Origin of the sequence: Variovorax sp. J31P179 (assembly GCF_030316985.1) — a bacterium.
Taxonomy (GTDB): Bacteria; Pseudomonadota; Gammaproteobacteria; order Burkholderiales; family Burkholderiaceae_C; genus Variovorax; species Variovorax ginsengisoli_B.
In genome coordinates this window covers 210,749-235,180 of record NZ_JASZYL010000005.1, presented here as the reverse complement: position 1 = coordinate 235,180, position 24,432 = coordinate 210,749, and the positions used below count along the sequence as shown (strand labels likewise).

Sequence of the window (24,432 nt, the reverse complement as noted above, 5' to 3'; positions counted from 1 at the left end):
CCCCCACGCTTGCCACTTCGTGTGCTGCGCTGCCCCCCGGGGGGGCCGCAGCCGCCTTGGGGCGGCCCGGCGGCGGCTGAATATGGCCACGCTTGCGCAAGTGAGCACAAACCAAGGGAGACAACATGCAAGCATTCCTGCACCAGCTGCTGGCCGGCCTGGCCACCGGCGGCATCTACGCCAGCGTCGCGCTGGCGCTGGTCATGATCTACCAGTCGACCCACCAGGTGAACTTCGCGCAGGGCGAGATGGCGATGTTCTCCACCTACCTCGGCTGGGCGATGCTGCAGGCCGGCTTGCCCTACTGGGCGATGTTCGGCCTCACCGTGGGCCTGTCCTTCGTGATGGGCGCGCTGGTCGAGCGGATCGTGGTCCGCCCGATGCGCCAGGCGCCGGTGCTGTCGGTGGTGGTCGTCTTCATCGCGCTCCTGATGATCTTCCACAGCCTGGCCGGCTGGTTGTTCGGCTACACGATCAAGCAATTCCCTAGCCCGTTCCCGGAGCGCGCCTGGTACGGCACGGCGCTGATGTCCGCGCACGAGGTCGGCGCGATCGCGATCACGCTCGCGGTGATGGCACTCATCTTCGGCTTCTTCCGCTTCACCGCGCTCGGCCTCGCGATGCGCGCGGCGGCGCAGAACCCGGTGTCGTCGCGGCTGGTCGGCATCGACGTCGGGTCGATGCTGATGCTCGGCTGGGGCCTGGCGGGCGCGGTCGGCGCGGTGGCTGGCATGCTGGTCGCGCCGGTGGTCTTTCTCGACCCCGGCATGATGGGCGGCGTGCTGCTCTACGCCTTCGCCGGCGCGTTGGTAGGCGGCATCGACAGCCCGGCCGGCGCGGTGCTCGGCGGCTTCATCGTCGGCGTGCTCGAGAACCTGATCGGCAGCTATGTCGTCGGCACCGAACTCAAGCTCACGGTCGCGCTGGTGCTGATCGTCGGCGTGCTGATCGTGCGTCCGAGCGGACTGTTCGGCCGGACCATCGTGGTGAAGGTCTAGCCATGCGCCTCGTCGAACGCACCACGTCCGCGCTGCTGCTGTTGCTGGCCCTCGCCTTTCCCTTCCTGGCCGAAGGCTACGTCGTGTTCCAGGCCACCATGGTGCTGTCGTACGCGGTGGCGCTGCTGGGGCTCAACATCCTGACCGGTTACAACGGGCAGATCTCGCTCGGGCATGGCGCCTTCTATGCCCTCGGGGCCTACACCGCGGCGATCCTCATGGACCGCTTCGGCCTGCCCTACTGGGCGACCATCCCGGCCGCGGGCGCGGTCTGCCTGGTGGCCGGTGTGCTGTTCGGCCTGCCGGCGCTCAAGCTCGAAGGCCTGTACCTGGCGCTGGCCACCTTCGCGCTCGGCGTCGCGATGCCGCAACTGCTCAAGTACAAGCACCTGGAGCCGTGGACCGGCGGCGTGCAGGGCCTGGTGCTGGCCAAGCCCGACGCGCCCTTCGGCCTGCCGCTGACGCCGGACCAGTGGCTCTACCTGTTCGCGCTGGCCGTGGCGGTGATCTTGTTCGCGCTGGCGCGCAACCTGCTGCGCAGCGGCGCCGGCCGGGCGATCGTCGCGGTCCGCGACCATCCGCTGGCGGCGCAGGCGATGGGCATCGACAACCGGCGCTACAAGGCCGGCGCCTTCGGCATCTCGGCGATGTTCACCGGCATCGGCGGGGCCCTGTCGGCGATCGCGGTGCAGTTCGTGGCGCCCGATTCGTTCACGTTGTTCCTGTCGATCTCGCTGCTGGTGGGCGTGGTGGTCGGCGGCGTCGGAACGCTCTCGGGTGCGCTGTATGGCGCCCTGTTCCTCGTGTTCGTTCCGACCGCGGCCGAGAAGATCACCCAGGCCGCGCCGTGGGCGATCTACGGCGTGGTGCTGATCCTGTTCGTGTTCTTGATGCCGGGCGGTGTGGCGCGGCTGCTGCGCCGGCGCTCATGACCCCGAGCGCCAGGGGCGGTCGCGATCGCATTGCACCAAGGTGCAGCAGCACACGCACCATGGTGCGAACACTTTCGCGTGGCGCTCGACTAAGCTAGTTCGAACGCGAAAGGTGCCCTCATGTCCTGCACGATCCGGTCGGTCAATGACCTCGCACAGCTCCCCGATGACCAGTTGCTCGGTTGCCTCAAGGCGCTGCGCACGGCCATTCATCGAGAGAAGCAGGCGCATTCGGTTTCGCTTCGGGCGCATCGAATTCCGTCGGGCAGTCCCTTCGTCTTCGAGTCTTTCGACTGGATCCCGCGCCGTGCCCAGCGCTGGGATGTCGCCAAGGTCGAACCCCAGACACCGGTCGAGGAACTGCTGGTGCGTACCGGCGCCAGAGAAGCGCTCAAGCGGCTGCACATCTTTTGCCTCGAGGATCTGTCAGCCATCACCGAGCGTGAGTTGCTCGGCGAGCAGGCGATCGGCGTCAAGACGGTGGCGCGCTTGCGCGAGATGCTGGTTCGCGCCAACCTCGACTTCCTCGAAGATCCGGACGCCGGGTTCAAGACGGCTTCCGGGCGCGCGTGAAGGTGCGTCGCCTCAGCGGGCGGCGCCTCTCGTCGAGTAGTCGAACTGCGGCCCCGGCCCGACCGCGATCGGCGGACCCAGGTCGTTGCCGATCGGGCTGGAAGGTGCCCGCACCGCAGGGCGCGTGAAGTTGTACAGCGGCCCGGGACCCGGCACGACTGGGGGGCCGCTGTCCGCGAACCGTTGCGACGGCGCCTGCCCGCGGTCATAGAGCGGACCGGGTCCGGGCGCGATCGGCGGACCGGGATCCGGCTCGACACGGAAGGCGGAGCGCTCGGCCGCACTCGGTGGCGTCGTCTCGGCCGGACTGCGGTGCGACGACGCGACAGTCGTCCGAGGCCGGACGGGGGGTCGAGCCGTCGTCGCAGGCGGCGGATTGGGGCGCAACGCCTGCGGCGCGGCGGCTTGGACCGGCCTCGCCGCGCTTTCGGCGGCAGGAGCGGCGGGAGCGGCAGGAGCGGCGGGCGCAATGCCCAGGGCGTCCAGCCGCATGTCCTGCGCGCCGTGGGTCGGTGCGCTCGGGACCGGTGGCACAGGGGCGGCCGGCAGGACCCTGGGCGGCGGCGACTCCGGCATCACCAGCGCCAGGATCTGTTCCTGCAGCGGAGGTGCGCCGGGCTTGCGCGTGACATGGAAGCACCAGGCCGCGAAGCCCACGACCATGGCGAGACCGACGCAGCCAGCCTTCAACCAGAAGGCGGCGGTTTCCGCCGGAAGCACCGGAACGGCGGCGCGCGCGCCTTCTTCTTCACCGCGCGTGGCCGCGTCGGCGGCGGGTCGGATCGCCATCACGGCGTCGAGCGGTGCCGGTCTCGACGGCGTGAATCCTGGCAGCGGATGCGCGCAGCCCACGCAGAACTTCGCCTTCGAGCGATTGGCGCTTCCGCAGACATTGCATACGACCGGCATGGCCACTGGCTCCCCTTGGCGACAGACACGAGGGATCTACTTTGCACGGCTGCGGGCCGCTGTATGTCGGACGACGCCTACACGGCGTGTCCACGCCGGCAGATCCAGTGCGTCAAGGCATCGAGTGGTGGCGGCAAGAACTTGCGCGCTGCCACGTCGCCAGCGGTCATCAGTGTGAGCGCACCACGTTCGGCAGCTGGTAGCTGTTGTCGAGCAGTGGCTTCATGGGCACATAGCTGCGCACCAGCAGCGCAAACTGGCCATCGGGCGCGGGCAGCCAGTTGGCCTGCGCATCCTTGTCCGCGGGCTGGTCGCGGGACAGGTGCAGGGTCAACGAGCCGTCGGCGGCGAACTTCAGCTCGTCGGCGTCCAGGTTGACCGTGCCGATGTTGGTGCGCCCGTTGGGGCTGTTCGCGAGCATGAAGTAGTCGCGGTCGTACATCGTCAAGGACCAGAAGCCGCCGCGGTCGCGATCCACCGGGGGCAGGGCGTCCTTGGGGAAGGTCACCGTGTAGCGGTAGCGCCCCTGCAGCAGCGCGCCCTTGTCGTCCGTGCCGCGGATCAGGTAGATCGCCTCGTGGAAATCATTGACGTAGATGTAGATGATGGCGGCCTGGGCGCGGCCGAACCAGTCGGTGCCCCAGGCACCGCCGTTGTCCTGGCGTTGCCAGCCGTTGCCGGCATCGACGCCGACCTGTTCGTACCTGGCGCCAGCGTGGAGCTCGGCATCGGCGGCGAGCGCCGTGCGGTCGAGCAGGGTCCCCCAGGCGCTGTCGGATGCGCGCAGTGCCAGCAGCGTCCTGGCCTGCGCAGCCATCGCCGCGTCGTCGGCGCTGACGGCGGGGTTGAGTGCCAGTGCCTCGGCGAGCTGGTCCCAGAACCGGGTCGGATCGACCGGCCTTGCCCTCAGCATGTCGGGATCGGCCGCCACCATCTCGGCCGTGACGCCGGGCGGGAACACCTTGTTGCGCGCACTCGCCTCGCAGTCGAAGCGCAGCGGCCCGGGCCGGTCGAGGCTTTGCGCGACGACGCCGATCTGGTTGAGCACCGCCCGCGCACGCGCCTTCGATTCGCCGGTATGGGCGGCGAAGCTGCGTCCGAACAGGCCGGCGACGTTGGTGGGGCTGCGCAGCACGTCGATGAATCCGTCGGGCTTCTCGCCGGACCAGTTTGGGCCCACCAGCAGGAGCTTGCCCCCTGGCGTGTTGCTCGCCGAGCCCAGCTGGTGGACCACCGTGGTGAAGAGGTCGCAGATCTGGATGGTCCAGTACTGCCCCTTCGGCACGTCGTTCGGCGTCTGCACCACCACGGCCTCGCGGGTGAGGTCGACGAAGCTGACGCCATAGATGGTGTCGCTGTTCGGCGTGACCACCTTGCGCTGGGCGGGCGACATGTGGTCGTCGAGATAGCCCATCGTGTTCTTCGGCGCGCCGGGAAACAGGCCCATGGTCGCGCCAGGACCTGAGGCCTTCATCAGCTCCCAACTGCTGGTGCGGCCGAAGGCGTCGACGGCGGGATAGGCCCAGTAGTAGACGATGCGTGCCAGCGATTCGACATAGCGCTCGTTGGCCAACCGCGCCGGTACGCCCGCGGCGTCCGGCAGATCGGGGTGCGCCGGGGTGAACTGGCGTGCAAGGTAGGGGGCTTGGGATGGGTTGGGCATGGGTCCGCTCCGGGTTGGGGATGCCCGAGGCATTGTGGACTTCGTCCCGGCGGCGCGCCATTGCACCAGAGGGCAATCGTTGAAGGCCGGAGCGCGGCCAACCGACGTCTCAGGCCTGTGTTCCTCGGTGCAGCGGTACCCCAGGAATATCCAGGTCCATCTTCATGACGCATCCATGGGTCGAGTCGGTGACGAACAAGGTCGAACGCTCCGCGCCGCCGAGGGCGAGGTTGGTGATCGACGCGCCCGCCGGCCCGCGCAGCACGACCACCGGCTCCGCGCGCGCGTTCAACACCCACACGTAGCCCAATCCCGGGTTGGCCACCAGCACGCGGCCCTCTGTATCGACGGCCAGGCCATCCGGTCCACTGGGCCCGTAGGAGGTGAAGAACTGGCTGACCTTGGCCACACTGCCGTCGGCCAGGAGCGGAACGCGCCAGACGCAATTGCCGCGCGTGACCGCCAGGTACAGCAGCTTGCCGTCGGGCGAGAGCGCGACGCCGTTGGGACTGGGAACGTTCGACAGCAGCAGGTCGAGCTGCCCGTCGGGGCGCAGCCGGTACAGGCGTCCCGTGGGGTCGTGCAGGCCGGTCTGTCCCTGGTCGGTGAAGTAGATGCTGCCCTTCGCATCGATGACCAGGTCGTTGACGCCCTTGAAGCGTTCGGTGTTGCGGCGCTGAAGGTGCGGCGTGACGGTGCCGGTCGCCACGTCGATGCGCATGAGGCCGTTCTTGTAGTCGGTGACCAGCAAGGTGCGGGCGTCCAGAAACTTCATTCCGTTGGGCTCGCCGTCGTATTCCGCCACCTGTGACCAATGGCCCGCGGGGTCGATGCGAAAAATGCGCCCGAACGGGATGTCGGTCACGTAGAGATTGCCCTGATCGTCGAACACCGGGCCTTCGAGGAACGAGTCGGTGGGCTGGCCGCCGCGGTTGGCATCGGCCCACGCGGACGACTCGCGGCGGCGCAGCGCGTCCGGCATGCGGGTGAACAGTTCCAGATCCCGAACCTGCGGCGGCTGAAGAAGGAACAAGGTGATCTCCAGGGAGTTACTGCTTGTCGAATGACGCGTTGGCGGCGATCTTGCCCCACAACACGTTGCTGTCGGTCAGCATCTTCGCAAAAGCCGCGGCGTCCGCCATGCGCGGCTCCGCGCCCAACCCTTCCGCGAATGCCTTCATGTCGGGCGTGGCCATGGCCTTCGCGATCTCCTGCTGGAGTCTCGCGAGCACCGGCGCTGGCGTGCCCTTCGGTGCCCAGAGGCCGGTCCAGTTGACGACGCTGAAATTCTTCACGCCGGCTTCGGCGAACGTCGGCACGGCAGGCAAGGCCACCAGCCGCTTGTCGCCGCTCACGGCCAGGAGCCGCAGCTTGCCGCCCTTGACGTTGCCCATGACGCCCGGCGTCGACGAGAACTGCATGTCGATGGTGTTCGACAGCACGGCCTGGGTGGCCTCGCCCGCGCCCTTGAAAGGCACGTGCATCAGCTTCGTGCCGCTGGCCACGCCGAATGCCTCCGCAGTGAAATGCGGCGTGGTGCCCGCGCCGCCCGTGCCATAGGTCAGCTTGCCCGGGGCGGCCTTCGCAGCGGCGAGGAACTCGGCCAGGGTCTTGTACGGCGATTCGGCATTGACCACCATGGCCATCGGCGCGAACACGTACGCGCTGACCGGCACCAGGTCCTTGTCGTAGTCGAAGGGCAGCTTCTTGAAGATGAACGGCAGCAGCGAGTAGGTCGTATCGTTGGCCATCAGCGTGTAGCCGTCGGCTTCGGCGCGAGCCGCGGCGCTGGCACCGATCGTGCCCGTGCCGCCGGGCTTGTTGTCGACGATGATGCTCTGGCCCATCTGTTCAGTGAGCTTCTGCGCCATCTTGCGCGTGACCACGTCCACCGCGCCGCCGGGCGGGTACGGGACGATGATCTTGATCGGCTTGCTCGGGTAGGCGGCCTGGGCATTGGCGCCGAGCGGCGTTGCCGCGGCGAGCACGGCAAGAGCTCCGAACGGAATCATCCAGCTCAGGCTGGCGTGCGAGGGCTTCTTGGTCATGGGTGTCTCCGGTTGATTCGGTTCGGCAGATCAGGCTGCGGCGACCGCCTGTCGGCCGAGCACCTCGAGCGCATTGCGGGCCGCGGCGACGCCCATGTTCACGTAGGCGTCGCTGGTGACCCCGCCGATGTGCGGGCTCAGCACCAGGCCTGTCTCACCCTGGAAGGGGTGGCCCGCCGTCATCGGCTCGACGGCAAAGCTGTCCAGACCGGCGCTCATCACCTGGCCCGATCGAACTGCGGCCAACAGCGCGTGTTCGTCTATGAGGCCACCGCGGGCCGTGTTGACGACGATCACGCCACGCCTGCACTTCGCCAGCGTGCCGGCGTTGACCAGCTCACGATTGTCCTCGGTCAACGGGCAATGCAGCGAGATGGCATCCGAATCGCGCCAGATGGTTTCCAGGTCCACGGTGGCAACGTACGAAGGCAGGTTCTTCGCATAGGGGTCGAAGCCGATGACGCGCATGTCCAGCGCGTCGGCCATGCGGGCGAAGCGCAGGCCGATGGCGCCCAGACCGATCACGCCCACCGTCCGGCCGGCCAGCTCGACGCTCTTGTGCGTCGCCTTGTCCCAATGACCGGCATGCATGCGTGCATCGAGCGACACCACGGATTTGGCGCAGGCCAGGAGAAGCGCCAGGGCCTGCTCGGCCACGGCCGCCGCGTTGGCGCCGACCGCCGCGACGACGTCGATCCCCCGCTCCCTGGCCGCGACCTTGTCGATCGTGTCGGTGCCGCTGCCGTGCTTGGAGATGACCCGCAGCGCAGGGGCCGCGTCCATCGCGGCGGCGCCCACCTTGCTGTAGCGCACGATGATGGCGACCGGGTTGTGCTTGCGGCTCAGTGCGACGATGTCATCTTCGGTCGGCGTCTTGCCGGCAAAGACCACTTCGTGATCGTTGAGCAATGCCAGCGCTTGCGGTGCGAGGTCGGCACCGGTGACGAGGATGGTGCTCACAGCGTCTCCCCTTCCTTCAGCACGCCGGCAGTGCGCAGCGCGGCATCGAGCCACTTGGCGGCGGTGTCGCCGCTCTTGATGGCTGCGATGCGCGCCGCCTCGTCCTTGACCTTCCTGGCCGCCAGCGGCAGCAGCGCTTCGATCTTCTCGCGCTCCACCACCACCACGCCGTCACCGTCGCCGATCACGAAGTCGCCCGGGCGCACCGTGACGCCCCCGACCGACACCGGGTGGCCGATGCGCCCGCCGATGTTCTTGGTCGGGCCGTTCGGGTTGGTGCCGGCCGAGAACACCGGATAGTCCATCTCGTCGATCTCGAGGCTGTCGCGGCAGGCACCATCCATGACCACGCCGGCGATGCCCAGTTGCTTGCAGGCCGTCATCATGATCGTGCCCATCAGTGCGGAGCTCAGGTCGCCCTTGCCGTCGATCACCAGCACATCGCCCGGCTTCGCCATCGCGATGGCGGCATGGATCATCAGGTTGTCGCCAGGACGCACTTCCACCGTGAGGGCCGTGCCGGCGAGCTTCATGCGCGGCCTGAGCGCCTTGATGCGGCCGTCGAGGGCGCCGCGGCGGCCGGCCACGTCGGCCAGGATGGCCGGCTGCAGTTCAGCGGCCAGCGCCACGATAGCGGCGGGGACGCGTTCGAAGTCGCGAATGATGTCAGGCAGGTTGGAGGACATGAGCTTCTTTCAGTGGGTGAAGACGGGGGGAGAGACCGGCAAAGGACGAGATGACGCGGGCATGGCTGCGCCCAGGCAGGGCCCGGTGCGGCCACCGTGCCTGCCGTCAGCGCTGCGTCACGCGTCGGTGGGTGGGGTCAGTCGACCTTGGCGCCGGATTCCTTGACGATCGGGGCCCAGCGGCCGATGTCGTCATGGATCAACTTGGCGAATTGCTCGGGGGTTCCGCCCAGGGCATCAGTGCCCTGGCTGGCGAGCTTCTTCTTGACTTCCGGGTCCTGCAGTGCCTTGTTGATGGCAGCGTTCAGCTTGGCGACCATGTCCTTGGGCAACCCGGCGGGTCCCGCGATGCCGAACCAGGTCACGGCCTCGAATCCCTTGAAGCCCGACTCGGCCACCGTGGGTACCGCCGGCAGGTCGGCGGTGCGCTTGGCCGAGGTGACCGCAAGGAAGCGCATCTTGCCGTTGTTGACGAAGCCGATCAGGGTCGGCACCGATGACATGTACATCTGGATCTGGCCACCGATGAGATCGGTCGAGCCTTGCGCAGCGCCCTTGTAGGGGACATGCGTGAACTTCACCCCCGCGGTCTTCTGGAGCAGCTCCGTCGCGAGGTGCGCCACCGTGCCGCTTCCGGAGCTGGCGTAGTTCAGCGATTCGGGCTTGGCCTTGGCCGCGGCCACCACGTCCGCGACGGTCTTGTAGGGCGAGTCCGCCGCCACCACCAGCGCCAGGGGCGCGCTGGCGACCGCGACGATCGGGGTCAGGTCCTTTTCAGGGTTGTAGGGGAGCTTCGGATACAGCGTCGGATTGATCGCCAGGTTGCTGGTCTGACCCAGGACGAGCGTGTAGCCGTCGGGCGCCGACTTCGCCGCCGCATCCACACCCAGGTTGCCGCCGGAGCCCGGCTTGTTGTCGATGATGATCGACCAGCCATTGGACACGGCGACCTTGTTGGCGACCTCGCGCGCGATCAGGTCGGTGCCGCCGCCGGCGGGGAACGGCACGATGAGCTTGATGGCTCGCGAGGGATAGGCGGCCTGGGCCGACACCGAGGGCGAATGCGCCAGCAGCATCGCTGCGGCGACGAGGCCGGTGGCGGCTGTGAAGCCGGAGAGGCGGCGCGAGGCCGTGGCGGGGAAAGCGCGGTGCTGCATTTCTTGTCTCCATTTCGGCCCGCTTCGCCTGATTGCGAGCGGTGCCTTCAGTGGAGGCGAGTATTCGCCGCGGCGCCCATTCAGTCCAATCGATAGTTTTTTAAGATCGATAGATTTGACTTGGGGTATCAAGCCGCCGGTGCGACGGCGTATTTCGCCAGCAGGTCGATCAGGCGCTGCGCCGCGGGGGAGATGTATCCGCTGTCCCGGTAGGTCACGACCATGCGGCGGCGCATGGTCGTGGCGGGGAGCTTCACTTCGCGCAGCGCGGCGCCCGATCGTCCGGCCTGGAGGTGCAGCCGCGAGATGAAGCTCAGGAGGCCGGTCTCGCCGATCAGGCTGGGAAGCATCAGCAGCATCGTGCTTTCGACCTGCACCAGGGGCCGGGGGAGGCGGTGCCGATCGAAGGTCTGGTCGAGCCAGTCCCGGGTCGGCGCGCCGGGGGGCTGCAACACCCACCGATGGTCTGTCAGGTCCTTCAACCCAGGCTTCGACTTCTCGAAGATCGCGTGCGACTCGGCAGCGGCCACAACGATCACGTCTTCAGCCAGGTATTGGGAGGCGAACCCGGCTTCCGCGGGAACCTCGGTCGCGACCATCAGGTCGATGTCGCCGGCGCGAAGCAGCGGCTTCAGGACGTCGACCAGCGCCACCGTGGTTCGCAAGGTGACGCCGGGGGCCTCGCGCATCAGGTCGCGGGCGGCGGGGGGCAGGAGAAACTGCGCGGCCGTCGGCACGATGCCGACCTTGATGTTCCCGGTCAGGCCGCGGCCGATGTCGCCGATCTCGCGGCGCGCGCTCTCGACGTCGAAACGCGTGCGCTGTGCCCACTTGAGGAGGGCCTTGCCGGCCGCGGTAAGCCGGATGCCGCGCCCCGTCTTCTCGAACAAGGCGGCGCCGCATGCTTCCTCCAGGCGCCGCACGCAGCTCGTCAGCGCGGGCTGCGTGCGGTGCAGACGCTCGGCCGCGCGCCCCAGGTGCTCGAGTTCGGCAATGACTTCGAAATACTGAAGGTCGCGCAGGTCCAGGATGAGGCTCCGTCGGGTTGAGGGTGATCGCGCGGAACACTGTAGTGCACCGGCTGCACGCGTCTTGACCGAAAATAATCATTCGACTATTCTCGAATAATGGATTCAAAAGAAGTCGTTCAAGCACTGGCGGCCCTTGCGCACCCATTGCGCCTCGAAGTGTTTCGGGCGCTGGTCGTGGCCGGGCAGAGCGGTCTCACGCCGGGCGTCATCCAGGAGGCACTGGGCGTCGCTCCGGCGACGCTCTCTTTTCATCTGAAGGAGCTGGCGGGCTCGGGCCTGGTGACGCAAGAGCGCGCCAGCCGCCACCTCATCTATCGCGCAGCGTACGACAACATGAACGCGCTGCTCGGCTACCTCACCGACAACTGCTGCCAGGGTGCCGCCTGCGCGGTGGAGACGGCCGCCGATGCCTGCAAGTGCTGACACCGCCATGACCGTCAACGTACTCATCCTCTGTACCCACAACTCGGCGCGCAGCGTGCTGTCCGAGGCCATGCTCAACCACTGGGCCCTGCTGCTCGGCAAAGACGTGCGAGCGTTCAGCGCGGGCAGCGCACCGAGCGGCCGCATCAATCCTCAGGCGCTGGTGGCGCTCCAGAACGCGGGCGTGGACGTCCAGGGCTATCGAAGCAAGAGCTGGGACGAATTCACCGGGGACTCGGCGCCGCGGATGCACATCGTCATCACCGTGTGCGACAGCGCCGCGGCCGAGCAGTGCCCCTATTGGCCGGGCAGTCCGGTGAAGGTCCATTGGGGCTACCCGGACCCATCCAATGCGCCCGAAGCCGACAAGGCCGCCGCATTCGAACTCACGCGCCAGGCCATCGGCTACCGCATGCTGCAACTGCTGTCGCTGCCGCTCGCCGACCTGGGACAGGCCGAGTTGCAGGGCGCGCTCACCCGCATTTCGAAGAACTGATGACCACCTCCACCCTCGCCGCGGCGGCACCCGCCAAGCCCGCCATCGGCTTCTTCGAGCGCTACCTGACAGTATGGGTCGCCCTGTGCATCGTTGTCGGCATCGCCCTCGGCCAACTGCTGCCCGGCGTTTCCAAGGCGGTGGCCAGCGTCGAAGTGGCGAAGGTCAACGTCCCGGTGGGCCTGCTCATCTGGGTGATGATCATTCCGATGCTGCTGAAGATCGACTTCGGTGCCCTTGGCCAGGTCGCTTCGCACTGGCGCGGCATCGGCGTCACGCTGTTCATCAACTGGGCGGTCAAGCCGTTCTCGATGGCGCTGCTCGGCTGGATCTTCATCCGCCATGTCTTCGCGCCTCACCTGCCCGCCGAGCAGCTCGACAGCTACGTCGCCGGGCTCATCCTGCTCGCCGCCGCGCCGTGCACGGCCATGGTGTTCGTGTGGAGCCAGCTCTGCAAGGGCGACCCGTACTTCACGCTGTCGCAGGTCGCCCTGAACGACGCCATCATGGTGGTGGCCTTCGCCCCCATCGTCGCACTGCTGCTCGGCCTTTCCTCCATCACGGTTCCATGGGACACGCTGCTGGTCTCGGTGGGCCTCTACATCGTGGTGCCGGTCGTCATCTCGCAGCTCTGGCGCAAGGCGCTGCTGCGCCGCGGCGTCGGGCACTTCCAGGCCGTGGCCGCCAGGCTGGGCCCGCTGTCCATCTCGGCGCTGCTGCTGACCCTGGTCCTGCTCTTCGCGTTCCAGGGCGAGGCCATCCTGGACCAGCCCCTGGTCATCGTGCTGCTGGCGGTGCCGATCCTTGTCCAGGTGGTGTTCAACTCGGGTCTCGCCTACCTGCTCAACAGAAAGCTCGGGGTGAAGCACTGCGTGGCCGGACCCTCGGCGCTGATCGGCGCGAGCAACTTCTTCGAACTGGCGGTGGCCACGGCCATCAGCCTCTTCGGCTTCCAGTCCGGCGCTGCGCTGGCCACCGTGGTCGGCGTCCTCATCGAGGTGCCCGTGATGCTCGCGGTCGTCGCGGTGGTGAACCGTACCCAGGGCTGGTACGAAGCCGGGCAGCCTGCATCCTGAAACCCGACGATATGTACGACGCCATCTTCCCTGCGCTCGATGCCGAACTGCTCGACCCACCGACGCCCGAGCGCCTTGGCGTGCGCGATCCCTCGCGCCACAAGCCGCGATTCCTGATGCTCTATGGCTCCCTGCGCGAACGCTCCTACAGCCGCTTGGTCACCTTCGAGGTGGCCCGGCTGCTGGAGGCCATGGGCGGCGAGGTCAGGATCTTCGACCCCGCGGGCCTGCCGCTGCCGGACAGCGAGCCCGACAGTCACCCCAAGGTCCAGGAACTGCGTGAGCTCGCCCGATGGGCTGAGGGCATGGTCTGGACCTCCCCGGAGCGCCACGGCGCGATGACCGGCATCATGAAGACCCAGATCGACTGGATTCCATTGGCCCTGGGCGCCGTGCGCCCCACGCAGGGCAAGACACTGGCCGTCATGCAGGTCTCCGGAGGCTCGCAATCCTTCAACGCGGTGAACCAGATGCGCGTGCTCGGGCGCTGGATGCGCATGCTGACCATCCCCAACCAGTCGTCGGTCGCCAAGGCTTTTCTGGAATTCGACGAGGCGGGCCGGATGAAACCGTCGAGCTACTACGACCGGATCGTGGACGTGATGGAAGAGCTCTTCAAGTTCACGCTGCTGACGCGCGATGTGAGCGGCTATCTGGTCGATCGGTACAGCGAACGGAAGGAGAGCGCTGTGGCGCTTGCTTCCCGTGTCGATCAGCGGTCGATCTGAGGCGCATGGCACCCTTGGACTCGGAACGGCAGTCCGGTTTCGACCCGGCCGCCCTGGCTTCCGCGCGTCAAGATCAGTATTGACTTCCGTCGATAGGCGGCGCAACGTTCGCCCTGCCTTTTTTCCTTCGGAACGAGAGGCCACACATCACATGCCACCACTCTTCAGCCGGATTGCCAACTGGGTCGTTCAACGAAACGATTCGCCCACGTTTCTTGCATGCGCCCTTCTTGCAGTGGGCGCGTGGATAGCTTTCTGGTTCAGCGAGTAAGCGCCCTTCGTGCAATGCATCAGACGCCCGCTTCCCGCTATGACGGTCTCAGCCAAGTCCTCCACTGGCTCACGGCCATCATCGTGACCGTTGCGTTCATCCTCGGCCCGGGTGGCTTCGGTCGACTGATGCGCCAAGGGGTGGACCCGGCGACTCGAAACGACATCGTGTGGCACGAATCCCTGGGGATTCTCGTATTGGTGCTGACCATGCTGCGCCTGGCATGGATGGCGCTGCGCCCGGCCGCACCGCAACTTCAGATGGCCAGGTGGATGTATCTGGCGGCCAAGCTCGTGAGGATCGCGCTGTGGGTGCTGCTCATCGCGTTGCCCGTCACTGCGTTGTTGGCCCTGGGCAGCGAAGGCCATCCCCTGACGCTCCTGGGGGGCGTGCGCATCGACCGGATGCCCTTCATCGCAGAATCCCGCGTCGCTGGTCTGGCCGACTGGGGTGAAGTGCACCAATTCCTGGGCGACTCCATCATGTGGCTCGCCGGCCTGCACGCCATGGCCGCCATCCTCCATCATGTGGTGCTCAAGGACGGGGTGCTCGTGGCGATGCTGCCCCGAGGTAGATCCCCCAACTGAGAAGCCTGAGCGCAAAGGCCGGAGCATGAGCGTTCGACGGCAGACCTACTTCGAAGCACCGCCGGCGGCGCTGAGCTTGGCATGCGCCTGTTCGACGGTGAAGCTCGCTGGCTTGCCGGCTGCTGCGTGGCGGCCCTTCTTGCACTTCTCGACGATTTCCGGCTCGCCTGCCATCGCGAGAAAGGTCGGCAGCCAGTCGTGGTGCTGCACGATGTCGTTGGACACCACCCCGGCCGGAATCCTGCCGGGCCAGCGCACCAGCAATGGAATGCGGAACGCGCCTTCCCAGTTCGTGTCCTTTTCGCTGCGAAACGGCGTCATGCCCGCGTCCGGCCAGGAGTTCATGTGAGGACCGTTGTCGGTCGAATACATGACGAAGGTGTCTTCGGCAAGGTCGAGTTCATCCAGCAGATCGAGCAGTCGGCCGACGTGCCGATCGTGGTCGATCATGGTGTCGTGATAGGTGGATTGGCTTTCGCCTGCCTGACCGACGCTCTTGGGCTTCGGATGCGTGCGGAAATGCATGTGGGTGGTGTTGACCCAGCAGAAGAAGGGCTGGTCGCCTTTGGCCTGTCGCCGGATGTAGTCTTCGGCCCCGGACACGATCTCGTCGTCGATCGTCTGCATGCGCTTGCGCGTCAGCGGAGAGTGCGCAAGAGCTGCCAGCGGCGCACTTGTACTTGTGGGCAGGAAGGCTTGCACTTTGGCGCAAGGGGTGCGCTGCGTCCAGCGATTGCCACGCGGGCTTGAGTTGGCAAAAGACCCCCGGCCGCTGTGGGTCTTTGCACTTCCGGAAGCCTTCGAACTCCTGCAAAATAGCACGACCGTTCGTTTTATTCCTTCCGATCCCCCGATGTCCGACACCGCCGTCCCCGCCAAGCCTTCCCGCGCGCCCGCCAAGGGTCAGCAGACCAAGGCCGTCATCATCGACGCGGCGCTCAATCTCGCGGCCCAGATCGGGCTCGAAGGCCTGTCGATCGGCGCCCTGGCCGAGGTCACGCAGATGAGCAAGTCGGGCGTCTTCGCCCATTTCGGCTCGCGCGAGGAACTGCAGATCTCGGTGGTGCGCGAATACCACCAGCGCTTCGAGCAGGAGGTGTTCTACCCCGCCATGAGCACCCCGCGCGGCCTGCCGCGGCTGCGCGCGATGTTCGCCAACTGGATGAAGCGCACCTCGGCCGAGATCGATTCGGGCTGCATCTACATCAGCGGCGCGGTCGAGTTCGACGACCGCCCGGGCCCCGTGCGCGACGCTCTGGCCGACTCGGTCAACACCTGGCTGGCCGCCATGTACCGGGCCGTGCTGCAGGCCCAGACCGAAGGCCACCTGCGCGCGGACGCCGACGCCAAGCAGATCGCCTTCGAGATCCATGCGCTGATCCTGGCCCTGCACTACGAAGCCCGCTTCCTGCGCTCGCCCGACTCGCTGGCTCGCGCCAACGCCGGCTTCGACAACATCCTTGCGCGCAGCGCCACCGACACTGCGCCGGCCGCCAAGACCCCCGCGGCCCGCCGCCTCAAGACCGTGCGCTGAGGCCCGCGGACGACCACTTTCGTTTTCCTTTTTCTTCTCTTCATCTTTCCGGAGACCCACCGATGCCCGCCTACACCCCGCCCCTGCGCGACATGCAGTTCGTGATGCACGAAGTGTTCAACATCACCGACGAACTCAAGGTGATGCCCAAGCACGCCGAGGTCGATGCGGACACGATCAACGCGATCCTCGAGGAAGGCGGCAAGTTCGCCTCCGAGGTCACCTTCCCGCTCAACATCGGCGGCGACGAAGAAGGCTGCGTGCTCGACAAGACCACGCACGAGGTGAAGACCCCCAAGGGCTTCAAGGATGCCTACGCCAAGTTCGTCGAAGGCGGCTGGGCCGCGCTGTCCTGCGACCCGGCCTACGGCGGCCAGGGCCTGCCCTATATGGTCAACCAGTGCGTCTACGAGATGCTCAACTCGGCCAACCAGGCCTGGACCATGTACCCGGGCCTGTCGCACGGCGCCTACGAGGCGCTGGCCGCGCACGGCACCGACGAGCAGAAGAAGACCTACCTGCCCAAGCTCACCTCGGGCGAGTGGACCGGCACCATGTGCCTGACCGAACCCCATTGCGGCACCGACCTCGGCCTGCTGCGCACCAAGGCCGAACCGCAGGCCGACGGCACCTACAAGATCACCGGCAACAAGATCTTCATCTCGGCCGGCGAGCACGACATGGCCGGCAACATCATCCACCTGGTGCTGGCCCGCCTGCCGGACGCGCCCAAGGGCAGCAAGGGCATCAGCCTGTTCGTGGTGCCGAAGTTCAACGTCAACGCCGACGGTTCGCTCGGCAGCCGCAACGGCATCTTCTGCGCCGGCCTCGAGCACAAGATGGGCATCCACGGCAATGCCACCGCGCAGATCGTGATCGAAGGCGCCACCGGCACGATGGTCGGCCAGCCCAACAAGGGCCTCGCGGCGATGTTCGTGATGATGAACGCGGCCCGCCTGGGCGTAGGCAACCAGTCGCTGGGCCTGACCGAAGTCGCCTTCCAGAACGCGCTGGCCTATGCCAAGGACCGCACCCAGATGCGCTCGCTGTCGGGCGTCAAGGCCAAGGACAAGGACGCCGATCCGATCATCGTCCACCCCGACGTGCGCAAGATGCTGATGACCGCCAAGGCCTACGCCGAAGGCGGCCGTGCGATGGCGATTTACTGCACCTTGCTGCTCGACAAGGAGCACAACCACCCCGACGAGAAGGTGCGCAAGGAATCGGGCGAAATCGTCGCCCTGCTGACGCCGATCGTGAAGGCCTTCCTGACCGACAACGGCCACACCGCGACCAACGCCTGCATGCAGGTCTTCGGCGGCCACGGCTTCATCAAGGAATGGGGCATGGAGCAGTTCGTGCGCGACAACCGCATCAACATGATCTACGAAGGCACCAACACCATCCAGTCGCTGGACCTGCTGGGCCGCAAGATCCTCGGCAACAACGGCGCGACCCTGAAGAAGTTCGGCAAGCTGGTGGGCAAGCTGGTCGAGGAAGAGGGCGTCAACGAGAAGATGAGCGAGTTCATCACGCCGGTGGCGGTGCTGGGCGAGCAGCTCACCAAGTTCACGACCGAGATCGGCTTCAAGGGCTTCCAGAACCCCGACGAGGTCGGCGCCGCCGCGGTGGACTACCTGCGGGTCGCGGGCCACTTCGTGTTCGGCTACATGTTCGCGCTGATGGCGCGCACCGCGCTGCGCCAGATCGCGGCCGGCAACACCGACCCGTTCTACGTCGCCAAGCTCCAGACCGCGCGCTTCTACTTCGCCAAGCTGTTCCCCGAGACCGCGACGCTGATGCGCACCGCGCGTGCCGGCAGCGCGCCGCTGATGAACACCGACGCCGCGCTGGCCTGAACGCCATGAAGGCCCTGCTCGCAGCGATCGCCCTGGCGGCTTCGGCCGCTTCGGCCATGGCCCAGATGACCCCCGTGGGCGTCTGGCGCAGCGTCGACGACAAGACCGGCGAATCGAAAGCCGAGATCCGCATCGCCGAATCGGGCGGCGCGCTGGCCGGCCGCATCGAGAAGACGCTGCGCAAGGATGCCAAGCCCGACGCCGCGTGCGACGAGTGCACCGACGAGCGAAAGGGCAAGCCGATCGCCGGGCTGGAAATCATCCGCGGCGGCAAGAAGGCCGAGGGCAAGGACGTCTGGGAAGGCGGCAAGATCCTCGACCCCGAGAACGGCAAGGAATACCGCGCCAGCTTCACGCCGATCGATGGCGGCAAGAAGCTCGAAGTGCGCGGCTACCTGGGCCCCTTCTGGCGCACCCAAACCTGGATGCGTGTGCAGTAGGCACGCGCGTTCCACATCAAGAAGCAAACCACCATGTCCAGATTCCAAGTGAAAAAGGTCGCCGTGCTCGGCGCCGGCGTGATGGGCGCGCAGATCGCGGCCCACCTCGTCAATGTGCGCGTGCCGGTCGTGCTGTTCGATCTTCCTGCCAAGGAAGGCCCGAAGAACGGCATCGTCATGCGCGCCATCGACAACCTCAAGAAGCTCAAGCCAGCGCCGCTGGCCGACGTGGCCGATGCCGGCCTGATCGAGCAGGCCAACTACGAGACCGATCTCGCCAAGCTCGGCGAATGCGACCTCGTGATCGAAGCCATTGCCGAGCGCATGGACTGGAAGCTCGATCTCTACAAGAAGATCGCGCCGCACGTCGCCAAGCACGCGATCCTGGCTTCGAACACCTCGGGCCTGTCGATCACCAAGCTCAGCGAGGCATTGCCCGAGGCGCTCAAGCCGCGCTTCTGCGGCATCCACTTCTTCAATCCGCCGCGCTACATGTTCCTGGTCGAGCTGATCAACACGCCGACCACCGAGCCCGAAGTGCTCGACCAGCTCGAGACCTTCGTCACCAGCGCACTCGGCAAGGGCGTGGTGCGGGCGCACGACACGCCCAACTTCATCGCCAACCGGGTCGGCATCGCCGGCATGCTGGCCACCTTGAAGGAAGTCGAGAAGTTCGGCCTCACCCCCGACGTGGTGGACGACCTCACGGGCAAGAAGCTCGGCCGCGCGAGCTCGGGCACCTTCCGCACCGCCGACGTCGTGGGCCTGGACACCATGGCCCACGTGGTCAAGACGCTGCAGGACAACCTCGACGAGAAGAGCGATCCGTTCTATGCCAACTTCGCGACGCCGCCGGTGCTCGCCAAGCTGCTCGAACTCGGCAACCTGGGCCAGAAGACCAAGGCCGGCTTCTTCAAGAAGGCCGGGCGCGACATCCTGCGCTTCGATCTGGCCAAGGGCGAGTACGTGCCCTCGGGCGACAAGGCCGACGAGGTCTACGGCCGCATGCTCAAGAAGCCGGCGGCGCAGCGCCTGAAGCTGCTGCGCGAGAGCGAAGGCGCACAGGGCCAGTTCCTGTGGGCGATCCTGCGCGACAGTTTCCACTACGCCGCGGTGCATCTCGCGACCATCGCCGAGAGCGCGCGCGACATCGACTTCGCGATGCGCTGGGGCTTCGGCATGAAGCAGGGCCCGTTCGAGCTCTGGCAGGAAGCCGGCTGGACGCAGGTCGCCAAGTGGATCCAGGAAGACATCGATGCGGGCAAGGCGCTGTCGACCGCACCGCTGCCGAAGTGGGTGTTCGAAGGCCCGGTGGCCGAAGCCGGTGGTGTCCACACGCCGGCGGGTTCGTGGAGCGCTTCAAAGAACATCTTCGTCTCCGCCCGCAAGCTGCCGGTGCATGAACGCCAGCTGTTCCCCGAGAGCGTGCTCGGCGCCGATGCGCCCGATGCCAACAAGGCCGGCACCACGGTCCAGGACGAGGGCGACGTGCGCCTCTGGACGCTCGACGGCGAGGTGCTGATCGCCAGCATCCACTCGAAGATGCACGCCATCAGCCCGGACGTCGCCGAGGCCCTGGCGGCCGGCGTCGAGCTGGCCGAGAAGGAATACAAGGCGATGGTGATCTGGTCGCCCGACGAGATGTTCTCGGTCGGCGCGGACCTGCAGGCGATGCTGCCGGCCTTCGTGGTCGCCGGTATCGGCGCGGTCGAAGGCGCGGAGCAGGAGCTGCAGAACGTCATGCTCAAGATCCGCTACGCCAGCGTGCCGGTGGTGTCCGCCGTGCGCGGCATGGCGCTCGGCGGCGGTTGCGAGCTGGCGGTGCATTCGGCGAAGCGTGTCGCCGCGATGGAAAGCTACATCGGCCTGGTGGAAGTGGGCGTGGGCCTGATCCCCGGTGCCGGCGGCCTGACCTACATCGCGCGCCGCGCGGCCGAGAACGCGGCCGCATCGACCGGCAGCGACCTGCTGCCTTTCCTGACCGAGGGCTTCACCGCCGCGGCCATGGCCAAGGTCGGCACCAGCGCGCTCGAATCGAAGAAGCTCGGCTACCTGCTCGACAGCGATGTCGTGGTGCCGAATAAGGACGAGTTGTTGTACGTGGCCTTGCAGCAGGCCAAGGCGATGGCCGACGCCGGCTGGCGCCCGCCGCTGCGCCGCCAGTTCAAGGTTGCGGGCCGCAGCGGCGCCGCCACCATCAAGGGCCAGCTGGTCAACATGCGTGACGGTGGCTTCATCAGCGCGCACGACTTCCACATCGCGAGCCTGATCGCCGAAGTGGTCACCGGCGGCGACATCGATGCCGGCTCGCTGGTCACCGAGGAATACCTGATGGCGCTGGAACGCAAGGCGTTCTGCTCGCTCATCGTGCACCCCAAGACGCAAGAGCGAATCATGGGCATGCTCTCGACCGGCAAGCCCGTGCGCAACTAAGGACAGACACCATGAGCAAGCAAGTACAAGACGCCTACATCGTCTCCGCCACCCGCACGCCGATCGGCAAGTCGCACCGCGGCTACTTCCGCAACTACCGCCCCGACGACCTGCTCGCGACCACGCTGAAGGCGGCGCTGGCGGCCGTGCCCGGGCTCGATCCGAAGGCGATCGAGGACATCATCTGCGGCTGCGCGATTCCCGAATCGCAGCAGGGCCTCAATGTGGCGCGCATCGGCGCCGTGCTCGCCGGCCTGCCCAACAGCATCGGCGGCATCACGGTCAACCGCTTCTGCGCCTCGGGCCTGTCGGCGGTGCAGATGGCGGCCGACCGCATCCGCGTCGGCGAGGCCGAAGTGATGATCGCCGCCGGCGTCGAGAGCATGAGCATGGTGCCGATGATGGGCAACTCGCCCTCGCTGTCGCCCTCGATCTTCGAGCGCGAAGGCGACGTCGGCATCGCCTACGGCATGGGCTTGACCGCCGAGAAGGTGGCCCAGCAATGGAAGGTGAGCCGCGAGGCGCAGGACGCCTTCGCGCTCGAGTCGCACCGCCGCGCGCTGGCCGCCCAGCAGGCCGGCGAGTTCGCCGACGAGATCACGCCGATCGAAGTCACCGACCGCTCGCCCGACCTCGCCACCGGCGAGTCGAAGGCCAGGAGCCGCATCGTCAGCCTCGACGAAGGCGCGCGCCCCGACACCACGCTCGAAGGCCTGGCCAAGCTGCGCACCGTGTTCGCGGCCCGCGGCTCGGTCACGGCCGGCAACAGCTCGCAGACCTCGGACGGCGCCGGCGCGCTGATCATCGCCAGCGAGAAGGCCTGCAAGCAGTACGACCTGAAGCCGCTGGCGCGCTTCGTGAGCTTCGCCAGCAAGGGCGTGCCGCCGCACATCATGGGCATCGGCCCGATCGAGGCGATCCCGGCGGCGCTGCGCTATGCCGGCCTGACGCAGGACGCGATCGACTGGTTCGAGCTCAACGAGGCCTTCGCGGCGCAGTCGCTGGCGGTGATCAACACGCTGGGGCTCGATCCGGCCAAGGTCAATCCGATGGGCGGTGCGATCGCGCTGGGCCATCCGCTCGGCGCCACCGGCGCGATCCGCTCGGCGACCGTGATCCACGCGCTGCAGCGCAAGAAGCTCAAGTACGGCATGGTCACGATGTGCGTGGGCATGGGCCAGGGCGCGGCGGGGATCTTCGAGCGGGTCTGAGATGGAGCACCGCAGCCTGCAGGTCGACGAGGGCGTGCGGATCGCCGTGCGCCTCTATGAGCCGGACGGAGCGCCGCGCGCCAGCGTGGTGATCGGCGGCGCGATGGGCGTGCGGCAGGCTTTCTACGAGCCTTTCGCACGCTGGCTGACACAGCAGGGCCTGCGGGTCTGGACCTTCGACTATCGCGGTTGCGGGGAGTCTCGTCCCGCCGATGCGGCCGCCTCGCTGCGCGGATTCGAGGCCGACCTCTTCGACTGGACGCGGGACTACGAGGCCGTGATCGATGCGGCCAAGGCGGGTGGGCGAGACATTCCGCTCTATTTGCTGGGCCACAGCCTGGGCGCCCAGTTGCCGGGTTTTCTGCAGCGTCCGCAGCAGGTCGATGGCCTGATCAGCGTCGCCGCCGGCAGCGGCTACTGGCGCGAGAACGCGCCGCGTCTGAAGCGCGGCGTCCTTTACTTCTGGTATCTCCTCGTGCCGCTGGCGACGCGAATCTGGGGCTACTTCCCTGGCACCCGGCTGCGCAAGGTCGGCGACCTGCCGCGCGGCGTGATCCTGCAATGGCGCCGCTGGTGCCTCGATCCTCGCTACGGCATGGGCGCCGAGGGCGAAGCGGCCGTTCGAAGCTATGGCAAGGTCCGCTTCCCGGTGCTGGCACTCTCGATGACCGATGACGAGCTGATGACGCTGGAGGGCACGCAAAGCCCGCTGAGCTTCTACAGCGGTGCACCCAGCGCGCTGCAGCGCATTGCGCCCGCGGACGTGCAGGCCCGGCGGATCGGCCATTTCGGGTTGTTCCGCGAGCAGTTCAGCCAGAGCCTGTGGCCGAGGGTGGCCGACAGCCTGCACGATCTGGCGGCGCTCACCGCGCCGGCCGGCAGCGTCCCGCACACGACTGCGTGACCGGCCCTCACGGAGGCACACTGCGCCCATGAAGACACACCCCCTCGACAAGGCCCTCGACCTGGTGCACAGCGATATCCAGGCGGGGTGCTTCACCGGTGCCACGAGCCCGGACTACTGGAACATGGTCGGCCCCTTCGGCGGCACGACCGCCGCCGTGATGCTGCAGGCCGTGCTGCGGCATCCCGACCTGCTCGGCGCGCCGGTCGCCGTCACGGTCAACTATGCGGCCGCGGTCGGCGAGGGCGTCTTCGAGGTGCTCGCCGTGCCGGTGCGCACTAACCGCTCGACCCAGCACTGGACGATCCAGATGTCGCAGGCCGGCGCCGACGGCAAGCCGCACGTGACCACCACCGGCACCGCGGTCACCGCGGTCCGACGCGAGACCTGGGGCACCAGCGACCTGCCGATGCCCGAGGCGCCGCCGCCGGCGGCGATCGAGCGCGCGAGCATCGGGCCGGCCCGGGCCGCCTGGCTCGGCCAGTACGAGATGCGGCCGATCATCGGATCGATCCCGACCGAATGGGACGGCAGCGGCGAGGCCAGCGAGACGCGCATGTGGATCCGCGACGCCGAACCCCGGCCGCTCGACTTCGCGGCGCTCATGGCGCTCAGCGACACCTTCTACCCGCGCGTCTGGCTGCGGCGCGCCAAGCCGGTGCCGATCGGCACCGTGTCGATCACGACCTACTTCCACACCGACGGTGCGCTGCTGGCCGAGGTCGGCGCCGGCTACCTGCTGGGCCGAGCCACCGGGCAGCAGTTCAGCAACGGCTACTTCGACCAGGCGGCGCAGCTTTGGAGCGAGTCGGGCGCGCTGCTGGCGACCAGCAACCAGATCGTCTACTTCAAGGAATGAGTGCCCTGCCGCGACAATGAACGGCAGCACAAGGAGACACGCATGACGACGAAATCCGTCGATTTCTATTTCGACTTCGGCAGCCCGGCCGCCTACCTGGCCTACACGCAGTTGCCGCACCTGTGCGCCGATACGGGCGCTGCGCTGGTCTGGAAGCCGATGCTGCTGGGCGGCGTGTTCCAGGCCACCGGCAACCGCTCGCCGGCCGAGGTCCCGGCCAAGCGGCCCTACATGAATGCCGACCTGAAGCGTTTCGCCGCGCGCTATGGGGTGCCCTTCAGGCACAACCCGAACTTCCCGATCAACACGCTGCTGCTGATGCGCGGCGCCACGGGCCTGCAGATGCGCGAGCCCGAGCGCTTCCGCGCCTATGTCGATGCCGTCTACCACGCGATGTGGGTCGAGCCGCAGAATCTCAACGATGCCGCGACCGTCGGCGCCGTGCTGCAGGCGGCCGGCTTCGACGCGGCCCGGCTGCTGGCCCTGGCCAATGACCAGGCGGTCAAGGACCGGCTCAAGGCCAACACCGAGGAAGCCGTGCAGCGCGGCATCTTCGGCGCTCCGACCATGTTCGTCGGCGACCAGATGTTCTGGGGCCAGGACCGGCTCGACTTCGTTCGAGAAGCCCTGGCCTGACCGTGGGCCCCGCCCGGC

General features: G+C 67.4%; 25 protein-coding genes. 16 read left to right on the top strand and 9 right to left on the bottom strand.

What is annotated here, in order from left to right; all coding sequences use genetic code 11:
- Nucleotides 1-125: 125 nt before the first annotated feature.
- The 3 genes from QTI17_RS14950 (at nt 126) to QTI17_RS14940 (ending at nt 2,503) form a co-directional block, all read left to right on the top strand.
- On the top strand, nt 126-998 hold the full coding sequence (locus QTI17_RS14950) for a branched-chain amino acid ABC transporter permease (protein ID WP_286534050.1): 873 nt from the start codon (nt 126-128) through the stop codon (nt 996-998).
- A gap of 2 nt (nt 999-1,000) precedes the next feature.
- Nucleotides 1,001-1,930, top strand: coding sequence for a branched-chain amino acid ABC transporter permease (locus tag QTI17_RS14945; protein ID WP_286534049.1), 930 nt, complete (start codon nt 1,001-1,003; stop codon nt 1,928-1,930).
- A 120-nt stretch (nt 1,931-2,050) separates the two neighbouring features.
- Nucleotides 2,051-2,503: a hypothetical protein gene (locus QTI17_RS14940; protein ID WP_286534047.1), complete on the top strand. Its 453-nt coding sequence runs from the start codon at nt 2,051-2,053 to the stop codon at nt 2,501-2,503.
- A gap of 12 nt (nt 2,504-2,515) precedes the next feature.
- Here the strand turns inward: QTI17_RS14940 and QTI17_RS14935 are convergent, their stop codons facing one another.
- From QTI17_RS14935 to QTI17_RS14900, 8 genes are all read right to left on the bottom strand, one after another.
- Nucleotides 2,516-3,412, bottom strand: coding sequence for a hypothetical protein (locus QTI17_RS14935; protein ID WP_286534046.1), 897 nt, complete (start codon nt 3,410-3,412; stop codon nt 2,516-2,518).
- 169 nt (nt 3,413-3,581) lie between these two features.
- On the bottom strand, nt 3,582-5,075 hold the full coding sequence (locus tag QTI17_RS14930) for a DUF1254 domain-containing protein (RefSeq protein WP_286534045.1): 1,494 nt from the start codon (nt 5,073-5,075) through the stop codon (nt 3,582-3,584).
- A 109-nt stretch (nt 5,076-5,184) separates the two neighbouring features.
- A complete protein-coding gene (locus QTI17_RS14925; protein WP_286534043.1) occupies nt 5,185-6,108 on the bottom strand; it encodes an SMP-30/gluconolactonase/LRE family protein in 924 nt (307 codons plus the stop codon).
- A 16-nt stretch (nt 6,109-6,124) separates the two neighbouring features.
- A complete protein-coding gene (locus QTI17_RS14920) occupies nt 6,125-7,123 on the bottom strand; it encodes a Bug family tripartite tricarboxylate transporter substrate binding protein (protein WP_478140143.1) in 999 nt (332 codons plus the stop codon).
- Nucleotides 7,124-7,153: 30 nt separating this feature from the next.
- Entirely contained in the window at nt 7,154-8,083 is a 930-nt protein-coding gene (locus QTI17_RS14915; protein WP_286534042.1) for an NAD(P)-dependent oxidoreductase, read from the bottom strand.
- Complete coding sequence (locus QTI17_RS14910; RefSeq protein ID WP_286534041.1) at nt 8,080-8,769, bottom strand: RraA family protein; 690 nt, start codon at nt 8,767-8,769, stop codon at nt 8,080-8,082. The genes QTI17_RS14915 and QTI17_RS14910 overlap by 4 nt, the downstream gene beginning before the upstream one ends.
- Nucleotides 8,770-8,906: 137 nt before the next feature.
- On the bottom strand, nt 8,907-9,926 hold the full coding sequence (locus QTI17_RS14905) for a Bug family tripartite tricarboxylate transporter substrate binding protein (RefSeq protein WP_503011053.1): 1,020 nt from the start codon (nt 9,924-9,926) through the stop codon (nt 8,907-8,909).
- Nucleotides 9,927-10,054: 128 nt separating this feature from the next.
- The gene (locus QTI17_RS14900) at nt 10,055-10,948 is read right to left on the bottom strand and encodes a LysR family transcriptional regulator (protein WP_286534401.1); all 894 of its coding nucleotides are present in this window, start codon (nt 10,946-10,948) and stop codon (nt 10,055-10,057) included.
- A 105-nt stretch (nt 10,949-11,053) separates the two neighbouring features.
- Between QTI17_RS14900 and QTI17_RS14895 the strand changes: the two genes are divergently transcribed.
- The 5 genes from QTI17_RS14895 (at nt 11,054) to QTI17_RS14875 (ending at nt 14,538) form a co-directional block, all read left to right on the top strand.
- Entirely contained in the window at nt 11,054-11,380 is a 327-nt protein-coding gene (locus QTI17_RS14895) for an ArsR/SmtB family transcription factor (protein ID WP_286534040.1), read from the top strand.
- A 7-nt stretch (nt 11,381-11,387) separates the two neighbouring features.
- Entirely contained in the window at nt 11,388-11,876 is a 489-nt protein-coding gene (locus QTI17_RS14890; RefSeq protein ID WP_286534038.1) for an arsenate reductase ArsC, read from the top strand.
- Nucleotides 11,876-12,952, top strand: a complete 1,077-nt coding sequence (gene arsB, locus QTI17_RS14885) for an ACR3 family arsenite efflux transporter (RefSeq protein WP_286534037.1) — start codon at nt 11,876-11,878, stop codon at nt 12,950-12,952. Before QTI17_RS14890 ends, arsB begins: the two co-directional genes overlap by 1 nt.
- An 11-nt stretch (nt 12,953-12,963) precedes the next feature.
- The gene (arsH, locus tag QTI17_RS14880; RefSeq protein WP_286534036.1) at nt 12,964-13,680 is read left to right on the top strand and encodes an arsenical resistance protein ArsH; all 717 of its coding nucleotides are present in this window, start codon (nt 12,964-12,966) and stop codon (nt 13,678-13,680) included.
- Nucleotides 13,681-13,965: 285 nt separating this feature from the next.
- Nucleotides 13,966-14,538, top strand: a complete 573-nt coding sequence (locus QTI17_RS14875; RefSeq protein WP_286534035.1) for a cytochrome b — start codon at nt 13,966-13,968, stop codon at nt 14,536-14,538.
- 45 nt (nt 14,539-14,583) lie between these two features.
- On the opposite strand, the gene QTI17_RS14870 is transcribed toward QTI17_RS14875, so the two are convergent.
- Nucleotides 14,584-15,240: a sulfatase-like hydrolase/transferase gene (locus tag QTI17_RS14870; protein WP_286534034.1), complete on the bottom strand. Its 657-nt coding sequence runs from the start codon at nt 15,238-15,240 to the stop codon at nt 14,584-14,586.
- A 151-nt stretch (nt 15,241-15,391) separates the two neighbouring features.
- Between QTI17_RS14870 and QTI17_RS14865 the strand changes: the two genes are divergently transcribed.
- The 8 genes from QTI17_RS14865 to QTI17_RS14830 all read left to right on the top strand — a co-directional run bounded on the left by QTI17_RS14865 (nt 15,392) and on the right by QTI17_RS14830 (nt 24,414).
- Nucleotides 15,392-16,072: a TetR/AcrR family transcriptional regulator gene (locus QTI17_RS14865; RefSeq protein ID WP_286534033.1), complete on the top strand. Its 681-nt coding sequence runs from the start codon at nt 15,392-15,394 to the stop codon at nt 16,070-16,072.
- A 62-nt stretch (nt 16,073-16,134) separates the two neighbouring features.
- A complete protein-coding gene (locus QTI17_RS14860; protein WP_286534032.1) occupies nt 16,135-17,931 on the top strand; it encodes an acyl-CoA dehydrogenase C-terminal domain-containing protein in 1,797 nt (598 codons plus the stop codon).
- A 5-nt stretch (nt 17,932-17,936) separates the two neighbouring features.
- Nucleotides 17,937-18,371: a DUF2147 domain-containing protein gene (locus QTI17_RS14855; RefSeq protein ID WP_286534031.1), complete on the top strand. Its 435-nt coding sequence runs from the start codon at nt 17,937-17,939 to the stop codon at nt 18,369-18,371.
- Nucleotides 18,372-18,404: 33 nt separating this feature from the next.
- Entirely contained in the window at nt 18,405-20,804 is a 2,400-nt protein-coding gene (locus QTI17_RS14850) for a 3-hydroxyacyl-CoA dehydrogenase/enoyl-CoA hydratase family protein (RefSeq protein WP_286534030.1), read from the top strand.
- Between the two features lie 11 nt (nt 20,805-20,815).
- A complete protein-coding gene (locus tag QTI17_RS14845; RefSeq protein ID WP_286534029.1) occupies nt 20,816-22,015 on the top strand; it encodes an acetyl-CoA C-acyltransferase in 1,200 nt (399 codons plus the stop codon).
- Between the two features lies 1 nt (nt 22,016).
- A complete protein-coding gene (locus QTI17_RS14840) occupies nt 22,017-22,919 on the top strand; it encodes an alpha/beta hydrolase family protein (protein WP_286534028.1) in 903 nt (300 codons plus the stop codon).
- A gap of 28 nt (nt 22,920-22,947) precedes the next feature.
- Nucleotides 22,948-23,778, top strand: coding sequence for an acyl-CoA thioesterase (locus QTI17_RS14835; protein WP_286534027.1), 831 nt, complete (start codon nt 22,948-22,950; stop codon nt 23,776-23,778).
- A gap of 42 nt (nt 23,779-23,820) precedes the next feature.
- The gene (locus QTI17_RS14830; protein ID WP_286534026.1) at nt 23,821-24,414 is read left to right on the top strand and encodes a 2-hydroxychromene-2-carboxylate isomerase; all 594 of its coding nucleotides are present in this window, start codon (nt 23,821-23,823) and stop codon (nt 24,412-24,414) included.
- Nucleotides 24,415-24,432 lie beyond the last annotated feature (18 nt).

Excerpts from the sequence above, each read along its gene's own strand:
- QTI17_RS14950 (WP_286534050.1), top strand. The coding sequence starts at position 126 with ATGCAAGCATTCCTGCACCAGCTGCTGGCCGGCCTGGCCACCGGCGGC.
- QTI17_RS14945 (WP_286534049.1), top strand. The coding sequence starts at position 1,001 with ATGCGCCTCGTCGAACGCACCACGTCCGCGCTGCTGCTGTTGCTGGCC.
- QTI17_RS14940 (WP_286534047.1), top strand. The coding sequence starts at position 2,051 with ATGTCCTGCACGATCCGGTCGGTCAATGACCTCGCACAGCTCCCCGAT.
- QTI17_RS14935 (WP_286534046.1), bottom strand. The coding sequence starts at position 3,412 with ATGCCGGTCGTATGCAATGTCTGCGGAAGCGCCAATCGCTCGAAGGCG.
- QTI17_RS14930 (WP_286534045.1), bottom strand. The coding sequence starts at position 5,075 with ATGCCCAACCCATCCCAAGCCCCCTACCTTGCACGCCAGTTCACCCCG.
- QTI17_RS14920 (WP_478140143.1), bottom strand. The coding sequence starts at position 7,123 with ATGACCAAGAAGCCCTCGCACGCCAGCCTGAGCTGGATGATTCCGTTC.
- QTI17_RS14910 (WP_286534041.1), bottom strand. The coding sequence starts at position 8,769 with ATGTCCTCCAACCTGCCTGACATCATTCGCGACTTCGAACGCGTCCCC.
- QTI17_RS14905 (WP_503011053.1), bottom strand. The coding sequence starts at position 9,926 with ATGCAGCACCGCGCTTTCCCCGCCACGGCCTCGCGCCGCCTCTCCGGC.
- QTI17_RS14895 (WP_286534040.1), top strand. The coding sequence starts at position 11,054 with ATGGATTCAAAAGAAGTCGTTCAAGCACTGGCGGCCCTTGCGCACCCA.
- QTI17_RS14890 (WP_286534038.1), top strand. The coding sequence starts at position 11,388 with ATGACCGTCAACGTACTCATCCTCTGTACCCACAACTCGGCGCGCAGC.
- arsB (WP_286534037.1), top strand. The coding sequence starts at position 11,876 with ATGACCACCTCCACCCTCGCCGCGGCGGCACCCGCCAAGCCCGCCATC.
- arsH (WP_286534036.1), top strand. The coding sequence starts at position 12,964 with ATGTACGACGCCATCTTCCCTGCGCTCGATGCCGAACTGCTCGACCCA.
- QTI17_RS14875 (WP_286534035.1), top strand. The coding sequence starts at position 13,966 with ATGCATCAGACGCCCGCTTCCCGCTATGACGGTCTCAGCCAAGTCCTC.
- QTI17_RS14865 (WP_286534033.1), top strand. The coding sequence starts at position 15,392 with ATGTCCGACACCGCCGTCCCCGCCAAGCCTTCCCGCGCGCCCGCCAAG.
- QTI17_RS14860 (WP_286534032.1), top strand. The coding sequence starts at position 16,135 with ATGCCCGCCTACACCCCGCCCCTGCGCGACATGCAGTTCGTGATGCAC.
- QTI17_RS14855 (WP_286534031.1), top strand. The coding sequence starts at position 17,937 with ATGAAGGCCCTGCTCGCAGCGATCGCCCTGGCGGCTTCGGCCGCTTCG.
- QTI17_RS14850 (WP_286534030.1), top strand. The coding sequence starts at position 18,405 with ATGTCCAGATTCCAAGTGAAAAAGGTCGCCGTGCTCGGCGCCGGCGTG.
- QTI17_RS14845 (WP_286534029.1), top strand. The coding sequence starts at position 20,816 with ATGAGCAAGCAAGTACAAGACGCCTACATCGTCTCCGCCACCCGCACG.
- QTI17_RS14840 (WP_286534028.1), top strand. The coding sequence starts at position 22,017 with ATGGAGCACCGCAGCCTGCAGGTCGACGAGGGCGTGCGGATCGCCGTG.
- QTI17_RS14835 (WP_286534027.1), top strand. The coding sequence starts at position 22,948 with ATGAAGACACACCCCCTCGACAAGGCCCTCGACCTGGTGCACAGCGAT.
- QTI17_RS14830 (WP_286534026.1), top strand. The coding sequence starts at position 23,821 with ATGACGACGAAATCCGTCGATTTCTATTTCGACTTCGGCAGCCCGGCC.